Annotated in this window: 10 protein-coding genes; 9 read left to right on the top strand and 1 reads right to left on the bottom strand. The window is 51.5% G+C overall.

Translation table 11 applies throughout. The features are described from left to right. Positions 1 to 69: 69 nt before the first annotated feature. Entirely contained in the window at positions 70 to 1,158 is a 1,089-nt protein-coding gene (locus TPRIMZ1_RS0114235) for an RluA family pseudouridine synthase (protein ID WP_100217096.1), read from the bottom strand. 57 nt (positions 1,159 to 1,215) lie between these two features. On the opposite strand from TPRIMZ1_RS0114235, the gene TPRIMZ1_RS0114230 reads away from it, so the two are divergent. From TPRIMZ1_RS0114230 to TPRIMZ1_RS21160, 9 genes are all read left to right on the top strand, one after another. Then, positions 1,216 to 2,241, top strand: coding sequence for a LacI family DNA-binding transcriptional regulator (locus tag TPRIMZ1_RS0114230; RefSeq protein ID WP_010261441.1), 1,026 nt, complete (start codon positions 1,216 to 1,218; stop codon positions 2,239 to 2,241). A gap of 134 nt (positions 2,242 to 2,375) precedes the next feature. Continuing rightward, entirely contained in the window at positions 2,376 to 3,686 is a 1,311-nt protein-coding gene (locus TPRIMZ1_RS0114225) for an ABC transporter substrate-binding protein (protein ID WP_010261438.1), read from the top strand. 172 nt (positions 3,687 to 3,858) lie between these two features. Further along, entirely contained in the window at positions 3,859 to 4,635 is a 777-nt protein-coding gene (locus TPRIMZ1_RS0114220; RefSeq protein ID WP_232616839.1) for a carbohydrate ABC transporter permease, read from the top strand. Between the two features lie 132 nt (positions 4,636 to 4,767). Continuing rightward, positions 4,768 to 5,484 (top strand): carbohydrate ABC transporter permease, encoded by a 717-nt coding sequence (locus tag TPRIMZ1_RS0114215; RefSeq protein WP_232616838.1) that lies wholly within the window; start codon positions 4,768 to 4,770, stop codon positions 5,482 to 5,484. Positions 5,485 to 5,514: 30 nt separating this feature from the next. Then, positions 5,515 to 7,002: an alpha-N-arabinofuranosidase gene (locus TPRIMZ1_RS0114210; protein ID WP_010261430.1), complete on the top strand. Its 1,488-nt coding sequence runs from the start codon at positions 5,515 to 5,517 to the stop codon at positions 7,000 to 7,002. A 69-nt stretch (positions 7,003 to 7,071) separates the two neighbouring features. Continuing rightward, a complete protein-coding gene (gene araA, locus TPRIMZ1_RS0114205) occupies positions 7,072 to 8,568 on the top strand; it encodes an L-arabinose isomerase (protein WP_010261428.1) in 1,497 nt (498 codons plus the stop codon). A gap of 108 nt (positions 8,569 to 8,676) precedes the next feature. After that, positions 8,677 to 9,159 carry a divergent PAP2 family protein gene (locus TPRIMZ1_RS0114200; protein ID WP_232616837.1) on the top strand — a complete coding sequence of 161 codons (483 nt, stop codon included), beginning with the start codon at positions 8,677 to 8,679 and terminating at the stop codon, positions 9,157 to 9,159. Between the two features lie 13 nt (positions 9,160 to 9,172). Beyond that, positions 9,173 to 10,615, top strand: a complete 1,443-nt coding sequence (locus TPRIMZ1_RS0114195) for a hypothetical protein (RefSeq protein WP_010261423.1) — start codon at positions 9,173 to 9,175, stop codon at positions 10,613 to 10,615. A 21-nt stretch (positions 10,616 to 10,636) separates the two neighbouring features. Further along, on the top strand, positions 10,637 to 11,344 hold the full coding sequence (locus TPRIMZ1_RS21160) for a hypothetical protein (RefSeq protein ID WP_420082997.1): 708 nt from the start codon (positions 10,637 to 10,639) through the stop codon (positions 11,342 to 11,344). Positions 11,345 to 11,426: the final 82 nt, after the last annotated feature.

Here is an 11,426-nt window from a genome sequence, read left to right as displayed (position 1 = left end):
GTTTACCGGCACAAAATACCTCATTTTAGTAGAATCCATAGATAGTATACACCAGTTTCTTATAAAATATCATAAAAATACACCTTTTTCCATAAAAAAGGTGACTGTCACCTCGTGATCGAATAGCTCCTGTATCCGCCTTTGGAACTTATCCGGTACGGGCGCTTCCAGATGCGGTGGCAGGCCCGGGAAGCTTTGGTCGGGGAGGTCCAGGGTCCAGGCGTGGAGAAGGAAGCCGGGTTGTTGGGCGCTGCCTCCGTACTTGCGATCCCCCGCCAGGGGGTGGCCGTGGGCTGCGGCTTGGGCGCGGATTTGGTGGGTTCGGCCGGTATCTATTTCCAGTCGCGCCAGGGTAGTCTTGGTTATTGCCGATTGGGCTAGTGGGTATACCCGTGTCCGGGCTTCCTTGGGCCCATCTTCCCCTTGCAACGAAGTTTCCCGCGCTATTTGCAACGAAGTTTCCCGCGCTATTTGCAACGAAGTTTCCCGCGCAGTAAAACTCTTTCCCAGGTCCCGGTCCCGTACCAGGGTGTCCTCCCAGGTTTCGTCACTGTCCAGCAGACCGTCAAGTACGGCTAAGTAGGTTTTGCGGATGCGCCGTTCCCGGAGCAGGGCGCTGAAATTTTGGGCGCCCCCAAGGCTTGTGGAAAAGACGATGATCCCGCTGGTGGGTTTATCCAGGCGGTGAAGCGGGCCGGGCTTAAAGGAGAGGGAAGGGGAGCGCTTTCCCGCAAGATAGGCCTGTACCATAGTTTCCAGGCTATCCGGTCCGTGAACCGCCAACCCCGCCGGCTTGTTCAGGATCAGGAGCCCCGCGGCTTCCCGGAGTATGTCCAGGGCCGGAAGCTTTTTCGCCGGGGTGGTGGTTTCGGCCTTGGCTGGGGAGGGATTGGCGCCGGTACCGGCTGGGATAAGCGGGACCTGTATGGCCGAGCCGGTCCGTACCCGGTCGGCAGGCTTGCCCGGGACGCCGTCTACCAGGATGCGGCGTTTCCGTAAAAGGCTGTGGATGGCGGAAAGAGGCATATCCGGCAGGGCTTTACGCAGTATCCGGTCTAAACGGCGGCCGTCATCGTCGGCGGCAGCGGTAAGGGTTAGGGACTGGGGCATGAAGAAGCATACCGTTCCCGAGGGATAATTTCCAGATTCACCGAGCATTTGACAAGAGAACCTTTTTAATGCAAAATAGGTTATCGTACACGCAAAGGGAGTACCATGACTGTCAGGGAAATCGCTGAACTTGCAGGGGTCTCAATTGGGACCGTTGACCGGGTGCTTTACAAGCGGGGCCGGGTGTCGGCGGTAACCAAGGCTAAGATTGAGACAATTATAGAGCGGTACCAGTTTACCCCTAACCCTATAGCACGGCGGCTCAAGCGTAACCGGGCTTACCATTTTTGTGCACTTTTGCCACAGCGGGACCAGGACGCGGGCTATTGGAGCCAGATCCTGACGGGAATAGAAGAAGCCGCCACTGAGATTGCCCCCCTGGGGGTGGAAATGGAAATCATTGAATTTGATCGTTATAGTCAGGAAAAATTTCAGGCCGCCGCCGCCGCTATTTTGGAGAAAAAGCCTGATGGACTCATCTTTTCGCCTATCATGCCTGGCCGGATCAGTTCTTTTATCGAAGGAATTCGGCAGATAGGTATACCCTGTATATTTATTGACGCGAAGCTGCCCGGTGCGGATCCTCTTTGTACTATCGGTCAGGATTCCTTTCGCGGCGGCTATCTTGCGGGTAGGCTGATGCATCTTTTTGCGGGGAAGATCACTAAGCCCGTGGCGATTCTGGATCTTCATGGAGAGGACTATCATATTGTCCAGCGGCGGGATGGGTTTTTACGATATGCCGGAGAACAAGGGTTTCCCAGCCTGGTACAGGAATATTCCAGTTATTTGGGAACCGAAATTTCGGTGGAAGAAATTAGCCGTTTTCTCCGGGAAAACCCGGATCTTACGGGTATCTTTGTAACGAACAGTATGGCTCATCGGGTTGCTCAAGCCGCAAAGGAACGTAAAAAACCGAGGGATTTTCTACTCATCGGTTACGATCTTGTCCCCAATAATCGTCTGTTCCTGGAGGAAGGCTGGATCGACGTCATCATCTCCCAGCGTCCCGAATCTCAGGGCCGGGAGGCGCTGCTGAACCTGTACCGGCGCATTGTGCTGGAACAACAGATACCTCAAAAAGTTGAAATTCCCCTGGATATGTACCTAAAAGAAAATATCCCCGTTTAGATGAAAAGCGCACAATTTTTTATGAATTTTGTTGACAGAATAGGGTCTCCGGGTGTATAACGTACACGCAATGTGAACGTTCACGCACGGTGTACGTTCACGGAAATTAATTTCTATCTATTTGGAGGAAAGAAATGAATGTAGTGAAGAAAGTACTGTTTACCGCCCTGGTCTTGGTTATCACCGCGGGGACAGTATCAATGTTAAGCTGTCAAAAGAAGGATGCTGTCGCCGGGAAGGGTCCGTATCAGTTGACGTTCTGGACATTCCAGGACTTGCACCGTGGTTTTATGGAGGATGCGGCAGAGGTATGGAACGCCAAAAATCCTGATCGCCAAATCAAACTGAACACCGAGGTTTATTCCTACGACGACAACCACAACAAACTGCTCATCGCCCTGCAGTCCGGCAAAAACGCTCCCGATATAGCGGACATTGAAATCGCCCGTTTTGCCAACTTCATCCAGGGCACATCCCCGGGACTCCTTCCCCTGAACGATGTCCTGGCCCCTTACATGGAATATGTGGTGAAGGCCCGTTTTGACAACTACGCTAAAAATGGCAATTACTACGGCGTAGATGCCCATGTGGGAGCTACGGTAATGTACTACAACATGGACATTATGAACGCCGCCGGGATAGATATTAATGCCATTAAAACATGGGACGACTTCGTGGCTGCCGGTAGAACGGTGCTCGCCAAAACCGGAAAACCCATGACCGCCTATGAAACCACGGAACACTGGTCCATGTACCCCCTGATGAACCAACAGGGTTCGGACATCTTCGCCGCCGATGGTTCCGTCATCCTGGACAACGCTATCAATAACAAAACCTTGCAGTTCATGCTGGACAACATCCGTTCCGGTATCGCGGTGAAAGCCCCCGGCGGTTTCATGCATTCAGAAGAATGGTATGCCTATATGAACGAAGGTAACGTGGGGGCAATCGTAATGCCCGCTTGGTACATGGGGCGGTTCACGGACTATATGCCCGATCTGAAGGGAAAAATCGCCATTCTGCCCATGCCGGTCTTCAATTCCACGGATAAACGATCTGCGGGTATGGGGGGCACGGGAACCGGTGTTACCAACCAGGCAAAAGACGCAGCGCTCTGCAAGGATTTCCTCGCCTTTGCCAAACTGGATCGCGATCAGAGTATCAAAACATGGACCGTGCTGGGCTTCGACCCCCTGCGCTGGGACGTGTGGGACGATCCAATCATGAAGGCGCCTAACAAGTACACCGATTATTTCGGTACCGGTGTGTTTGATATACTCTACACCGTCAAGGATGAATTCAACCCCTTGAACATCACCGCCAACTATCCCCAGGGGATAACGGTTTTGCAGAAGTCGGTGTTACCTGCGGCTTTGGAGAGCGAGAGCTTGACCCCCGCAGCGGCGCTTAAGGCCGGTGCTGACGAGCTGCGTGCAATCAACTAAGTATCGCGTAAGTTAATTTGGCAAGGAGACACTAATGCAGGTAACAAACGATAAAAGCGCTAAGAAGCCGCATCCGCTGACATCGCAGGCCGTTGCTCCCTATATTTTTATATTGCCCTTTATATTGATGTTCTTAGTATTCTTTTTTTATCCACTGATAAGCTCGTTTATCATGAGCTTTCAAAAACTGAACGGCTTCAATGATGTCAGTTTTATTGGATTGAAGAATTACAAGCGGCTGTTTAACGTGCATTACTATAAGGCAATATGGAATAGTTTACGGTACACGTTCTGGACAATTTTTGTATTAGTGCCCTTGCCATTGCTGCTTGCCGTCCTGTTGAATAATAAACTTACTATCGGCAAGACCTTCTTTCGTTCCGTGTTCTTTTTACCGGCGCTGACATCGGTTATCGTCGCCGGTATGTTTTTCCGGTATGCCTTCGGGTCACAGGATGCAACGTTTATGAACGCAATTCTTGGTAAATTCGGTATTCCTGCCCGTAAGTGGCTTATGGAAGCGAATACCGGTATGCTTGCGTTGGTTGTCCTGTGTACCTGGCGGTGGCTCGGCGTTAATATCGTGTATTTCCTTTCGGGACTGCAAAATATTTCCCCTGAATTGTACGAATCCGCCGAGATTGATGGGGCGAATGCCGTACAAAAACTATTTTATATAACTCTTCCGTCGTTACGCCCGGTGACGACCTATGTAATCACTATCAGTGTGTATGGCGGGCTTTCCATGTTTGCCGAGTCCTTTTCTTTTTGGACAGCCCGATCTCCGGAGGATATCGGGCTCACGCTGGTCGGCTATATTTATTCAGCCGGCTTTACGAATAATGACCTTGGACTTGCTTCCGCTATTGGTGTTACGCTTATTATACTTATTATGGCGATTACGGCGGCGCAATTATTTATGACAGGGTTTTTTAAGAAGGAGCAGTAGAGGGCAATGAAAAAAAATAACCACATTATTACACGTATAATTATTTTGGGTATTTGTATAATTACCTCAGCTTTCTGCATTGCCCCATTTGTGTTTATGTTGATCTCTTCGTTTAAGCCGGGGCAAGAGTTAATGCGTCACGGCATTAACTTTAAGCTTGATGCGGGTATCATGAGTTTTCGCAATTACCTGCTGCTTTTAACCGAGAATAATGCGCTCTATTTCCGCTGGTATTTTAATTCGGTTGCCATTGCCCTTATACAGACGGTGGTATCGGTGGTACTTTCAGCGGGGGTAGGATATGCCCTTGCGGTGTATAATTTTAAAGGCCGCAATCTGGTGTTTTTTCTCGTGCTAATCGTGATGATGGTGCCGGTGGAAATACTGCTTTTGCCGCTGTATAAGATTGCTATCGGTTTGAATATTTACAATACCTATGCGGGTATTATTTTACCCTATGCGGTATCGGCGTATGCGGTGTTTTTTTTCCGGCAATACGCAACGGGGCTGCCGAAGGAATTTATCGACGCGGCCCGCATAGATTCCTGTGGCGAATTTCGTATTTTTGTGCAGATCATGTTTCCCCTGATGAAGCCGGCTGTCGGTGCGATGACGATATTGCAGGCCATGGGAAGTTGGAATGCCTTTGTGTGGCCGATGATTGTCACCGGTGACCGGCTTAAAATGACGCTGCCGGTGGGGCTTTCGACCATGATTACCCCGTACGGTAACAATTACGATATGCTGATGCCCGGCGCGGTACTCGCCGTTATACCCATCGCTATTATTTTTATTATGAAGCAAAGCGCTTTTATCGACGGCATGACTATTGGCGGCGTAAAAGGTTGAGCGTGTATACAAAACAAAGGAGTGTTATATATGGGCGATAAACTAACAATTCTGTTGGACAAAAACTACACCATCGCGGATGTGGGCAGCAGGTTGTATTCGACATTTGTGGAGCATTTAGGGCGCTGCGTCTATGAAGGCATATACGAACCCGGCCACCCAAGCGCCGACAGTAAGGGTTTTCGTGAAGATGTGCGGACGCTGGTAAAGGAATTGCACTTCGGCGCGCTGCGGTACCCGGGTGGTAATTTTGTGTCCGGCTATGATTGGCTTGACGGTATCGGCCCCCGCGAAAAACGTCCCCGTCGTTTAGATTACGCATGGTCGTCCATAGAAACGAATGAAATTGGTATTGATGAATTTTGCGATTATGCAAAGTCGGTGGGGAGTGAAGTGATGTATGCGGTGAACCTTGGCACCGGCACGCCGCAGAATGCGGGATATACGGTGGAATATGCCAATTTCCCAGGCGGCACCTATTATTCCGATCTTCGCATACAAAATGGACACAAGGATCCGCACAATATCAAGTTGTGGTGCCTCGGTAATGAGATGGATGGCCCGTGGCAAACCTGCCATTTGGACGCGGTGGATTATGGCAAGAAGGCATTGGAAGCTGCAAAAATTATGAAATGGGCCGATCCGTCTATTGAGTTGACACTGTGCGGCAGCGCGACAACCCTGCTGCCCACCTATCCTGAGTGGGATAGAATCGTGCTGGAACACGCCTATGACAAGGTTGACTTTTTATCCCTGCACCGCTACTACGAAAATTTTGGTAATGAGGTAGATTTTCTCGCTTCGTTTTACGAGATGGACACGTTTATAAAAACGATTGCGGCGACCGCTGATTATGTAAAGGCAGTAAAGCGTTCGAAGAAGACCATGATGTTGTCCTTTGATGAATGGAATATTTGGTATCAAGCGAAGACACAGCTTAAGCAATGGGAGATAGCGCCGCATATCCTCGAAGATCATTATTCGCTGCTCGATGCGCTTGCATTTGCCGGTCTCCTTTGCACCCTTATTAACAATTCGGATCGCGTGCGTATCGCCTGTTTGGCCCAGATGGTTAATGTTATTGCCCCGATAATTACTGAAAAAGGCGGCAAGGCGATTCGGCAGACAACGTTTTATCCGTTTTCACTTGCGGCGAAATACTGTACCGGAACGGTGCTCAAGCCTTTGGCGAAGATTCCTACTATCGAAAGCGCTGCCTATGGCGCGGTGCCGAGCATTGCCTGTGCGGTAACGCATAATGCGGAACGTAATGAAGTCGCGGTTATATGCGTGAATATCGCCGATAAAACGCAGGAGATTGAGTTTGATATGCGTTCGTTCGGCGTAGTGCGTTGGATAGAACACGTGACTATGCAGGGTAACCCGGACGCCGTGAATACCTTTGCCGCGCCGGAAACGGTGAAGCCATCGGCGGTCGACGTGCCGCGGGATAGTACGGGTACGCCACAGGTATCGCTGCCGCCAAAATCGTTTCATTTACTTCGTTTTGCGTGCTAAGAGGATTGTGTGACAGGATTAGACGTGTCAATGAAACAATCGGAGAATATTTACAATGAGGAGTAGCATATGGTCGATCTTAAAAAATTTGAATTCTGGTTTATCGTAGGCAGTCAGGATCTTTACGGAGAAGAAACCCTTAAACAGGTTGCGGCTAACGCCGCAGTTATGGCGAATGAGCTTGCAAAGGACCCGCTGTTACCGGGCACGCTGATCTTGAAACCAATCGCTATAAACCCCGGGGTAATCAAAAAACTATTTGCCGAGGCAAATGCCGCGGAAAACTGTGCGGGAATCATCACCTGGATGCACACCTTCTCCCCGTCAAAGATGTGGATCCAGGGGCTTGCGATAAACAGCAAACCAATTCTTCATCTGCATACCCAGTTCAACCGGGATATTCCCTGGTCTACCATTGACATGGATTTTATGAACCTGAACCAATCAGCCCACGGCGACCGCGAGCATGGGCACATTTATGCCCGTATGCGGATCAACCGCAAAGTGGTCGCCGGGTTTTGGCAGGACAAGGAAGTGCGGCGCAAAATCGGCGTGTGGATGCGCGCCGCTTCGGCCCGCCTTGAGGGCAGTAATTCTGTGGTGCTGCGGCTTGGGGATAATATGCGGGAAGTAGCCGTTACCGAAGGCGATAAGGTGGAAGCCCAGGTAAAATTCGGCTGGCAGGTAAACACCTGGGGCATCGGGGATCTTGTCGCACGGTATAACAAAGTTAGTGATGCTGCGGTGGAAAAATTGGCGCAGGAATACGAGGCTTCCTACGAGCTTGCACCGGAACTGCGCAGCCCCGGTCCGGCCAGAACGGCAATGCTGGAACAGGCAAAAATAGAAATAGCCCTTAAGGGGATGCTGGAAGCCGAAGGGGCCGGAGCTTTTACCACGAATTTCCAGGTTCTTCACGGCCTTACCCAGCTTCCGGGCCTTGCGGCGCAGCGGCTTATGGAACAGGGCTATGGGTTTGGCGGTGAAGGGGACTGGAAACAATCCATGCTGCTCCGCTCGGCAAAGATTATGGCGGCGGGCCTAAACGGCGGCGTTTCCTTTATGGAAGACTATACCTATCATTTTGAGCCGGGAAAAGAAGCGGCCCTTGGGGCGCATATGCTGGAAGTGTGCCCCTCAATTGCGGATAAAAAGCCCCGTATTGAGGTACATCCCTTAGGGATAGGCGGTAAGGCCCCGCCGGCTCGCATGGTTTTTGACGCGGCTCCCGGTCCTGCGGTGCTTGCCACCATTATCGACCTTGGGGACCGGTTCAGGATGATTGTGAACGCAGTGGAGACCATCAAGATTGAACAGCCAATGCCGAAACTCCCGGTGGCCCGCGCCCTGTGGAAACCCTATCCTTCATTGGCCGGTGCAGGGGAATCATGGATACTGGCGGGCGGTACCCATCACTCGGTATATGCTAGTGCGCTTGATGCAGAATATTTCCGTGACTGGGCAGAAATGATGGACATTGAATTTGTGCTTATAGATCGGGACACAAAACCTGATCGGCTGAGGGATGAACTGCGCTGGGCAGAAGCGTATTGGTCCGGACGTTAAGGCCGCAGGAGAAACCAGGGCCCTGGTTTATCGGCGTCATTTCAAGAACCGGTACAGGGCGCCCTTGACTTTTATCCAAACCTAGGCAATGGTTAACTAATAATGTTCATGGCAAGGTTGATTCGATCAGACTCATTCAAGGCTTTTGTCGAAAATCCAATAGTTTTATCGGCGATTACCAGTTGGTTTCTTGCCCAGGTGGTCAAAGCGGCGATAATGCTCCTGAAGACAAACCGGAGAAATGGCAGGGAGATTCTGGCAACCATTGCCTGGCGTACCGGCGGAATGCCCTCAAGCCATGCGGCTTTGGTTTCGGCTATGACGACTTCGGTTGGTCTGAACGAGGGGCTGCAATCTAATTTATTTGCGGTTGCTTTTTTCATATCCCTCATAATAATGAGGGATGCCATGGGGGTTCGCCGTTCGTCGGGGATACAGGCTAAATCCCTCAACTCCCTGGGGCGGACCATGGGAGAACGGATGGGCCTTGAGTATCATCCGGTAAAGGAAGTGCAGGGGCATGCTCCCCTGGAAGTGGTAATTGGGGCCCTCCTGGGCATATTTATAGCAGCGGCGTATGCATATCTGTAGGGTTTCTTAGTCTATGCCCTTTTTAAAATCTCTGTTTATTTCAATACTCGCATCCTTGGTATCCGGCGCCTTGCTGTTCCTCCTCTGCTACGGCCCCCAGGCTCGGGGGAATTCTCCTCCCAGTCTAAAGAATGGTGTCCAGGGGGACGGATATGCCGTGTTGACCCTTGATGATTCCTATCCCGATAGGCTTATTCAGGAACTTTTGACCCAAGGTGGGGTTAAAAACCTTATCGGGGAGTCCTCCCAATGGGTATTTCTGGATGATTTTGGGGAATTGGAAAGGATTCCCCTGGATATCTATCCGGACAGGGTCGAGCCCTTTGATCTTCGGAATGACGGTTATGCGGAACAGCTCCGTTCCTTCTTTGTTTTCCAGGGGGATCGGCGGCTTTTTATCTCCCTTAGGGGAAATTTTGGGGATCTTGAGGGGCGGATCAAGGCTGCTCTGGGGGATATTCCCTTTTCGCTATCAGTCCTGACGCCTCCCAGGTCTGTTTTGTTGCCCGGTATACTTTTTATTGCCGCCGCAGCCTTTGCCCTTCTTTTTTCCGAAGATCTCCTGTTTACGGCCCTTTTTCTCCCCCTCTGGGCGGTTCTGGCGGGGCTGGGTGTTCCGGGTTTTGCCCTGATGGCGGTTCTGGCCGGCCTTTCCCGGCTCCTCCGGGAACCGGTACGGGAATATTTTGTTTCCCGGCGTTATGGCAAGCCCGCCCTTGGAACCCTGGCTTCCAGGGGAACCTGGATACTATCAGCCCTGTTTCTTATTGCCCTGGGGTTTATCGCGGTTCTTGGGGCCCTTCCCCCGCTAAGCGTCATTATGGGATTGCTCTTTTTCCTGGCCATCCTCTGCCTCTCCCTCTGGGCTGAAGCCTATCGGGAGGCTCACCAGGGGCATATCCGTTTTCTGCCGGTACAGATAACCGGTATTGCCCGGCGTCCTTCCCGGTATTCCCGAATCATGTTTCCCTTTACCCTGGCTGCTCTGGTTCTCCTCTTCCTGCCTATGTTTTTTACCGGGAATTCCACCGGTAATTCCTCCCCCGCGGCGTCCCGGGTATGGACCGGGTGGAAGGGTCCGGAGGCTCCGACCGCAGCAAGGTACCGGGAGCATGTCGAATTTCAGCGGATTTTTTCGTTTATGCCCCTGGGAGAGCCATCCCAAGGCTATCTGCGGTACTCCCTGGCCGAAGACGGGCTCATCGACAGTAATAATTCCGGGGAAATTGTATTCGAAGATCCTATGGAGATCCCCCCTTTCCCTCTGGAAGGGCTGATAGATTTTCTTACCAATTACGCTTATACTGATTCAGGTTTCGTTCCACCCCATTCGGGGGGACTTATTTGCCTATTAATTGCCTTCAGTCTGTGTATTCCCCTAATCTTCAAAGACAAACGGGGACATAGAATGAGGGGAATATTTTCTATGTATATGAATAAACAAATCGCCGCATAATTCACGGCATGAAAGGGACAGATGTTAACAAAGACCAAAGTATATACATTTCCCCGCGGGGGGATACAGTTTGAAGACCCCTCGGCGCCTTCCCGGGATACCTGTGTCACCGCCTTTTTACCGGCCCTTTCGATTTTCCCCCTGGTCCATCATACGGGGAGCAGGGCCTTGCCCGTGGTTTCCGTAGGGGATTCGGTAAAAGAGGGGATGCTCATAGGGCGGGCCCTGGACCCGGGTTCGGCGAATATCCACGCTGCGGTACCCGGGAAAGTGATACGTACCGTTTCCTGGAAGATGATCGAAGGGCATACCAACGATGCCCTGGTGATACGCCTGGAGGGGGCTTTTGATAAGCTGGGCCACCGGGAGGAAATCTTTCCCTGGAAAGGACTTACCTCCACGGCGCTTCAAGCGCTTATTTCGGAATACGGGGTAGTTGCCATGGAAAGCTCCGGCCTTCCGGCATCGGAACTGATTGCCTCCTTTCAGGCCAAGGAGGGGGCCCCCGTACGCTGGTGGTTCGTTGTGTTTTTGACGATCCCTGGCTTGCGGCGGATTATGTGCTCTGCCGGGAACGGCTTAAAGCGGTGGTGGAGGGGAGCGTTATTGCCGCCCGCGCCGCTCTGGCTGAACGTATCGTTTATGCAGTTTCTGCAAAAGAACAAAAACTGGGGGATCTTTTCCTCGCGGAAGCTTCGGCCTTTGATATCCCCGCCTCGGTTGCAATAGTAGGTTCCCGCTACCCCCAGCGGAACCGGCGGGAACTGGAACTGGTCCTGCGGATCTATGCCAAAAGGGAATCCCTTGATTT

Source organism: Treponema primitia ZAS-1, assembly GCF_000297095.1.
Lineage (GTDB): Bacteria > Spirochaetota > Spirochaetia > Treponematales > Breznakiellaceae > Termitinema > Termitinema primitia_A.
This window is presented reverse-complemented; position numbering and strand designations above follow the sequence as displayed.

Coding starts and splice junctions, on each gene's coding strand:
- TPRIMZ1_RS0114235 (WP_100217096.1), bottom strand. CDS start 1,158: ATGCTCGGTGAATCTGGAAATTATCCCTCGGGAACGGTATGCTTCTTC.
- TPRIMZ1_RS0114230 (WP_010261441.1), top strand. CDS start 1,216: ATGACTGTCAGGGAAATCGCTGAACTTGCAGGGGTCTCAATTGGGACC.
- TPRIMZ1_RS0114225 (WP_010261438.1), top strand. CDS start 2,376: ATGAATGTAGTGAAGAAAGTACTGTTTACCGCCCTGGTCTTGGTTATC.
- TPRIMZ1_RS0114220 (WP_232616839.1), top strand. CDS start 3,859: ATGAGCTTTCAAAAACTGAACGGCTTCAATGATGTCAGTTTTATTGGA.
- TPRIMZ1_RS0114215 (WP_232616838.1), top strand. CDS start 4,768: ATGCGTCACGGCATTAACTTTAAGCTTGATGCGGGTATCATGAGTTTT.
- TPRIMZ1_RS0114210 (WP_010261430.1), top strand. CDS start 5,515: ATGGGCGATAAACTAACAATTCTGTTGGACAAAAACTACACCATCGCG.
- araA (WP_010261428.1), top strand. CDS start 7,072: ATGGTCGATCTTAAAAAATTTGAATTCTGGTTTATCGTAGGCAGTCAG.
- TPRIMZ1_RS0114200 (WP_232616837.1), top strand. CDS start 8,677: ATGGCAAGGTTGATTCGATCAGACTCATTCAAGGCTTTTGTCGAAAAT.
- TPRIMZ1_RS0114195 (WP_010261423.1), top strand. CDS start 9,173: ATGCCCTTTTTAAAATCTCTGTTTATTTCAATACTCGCATCCTTGGTA.
- TPRIMZ1_RS21160 (WP_420082997.1), top strand. CDS start 10,637: ATGTTAACAAAGACCAAAGTATATACATTTCCCCGCGGGGGGATACAG.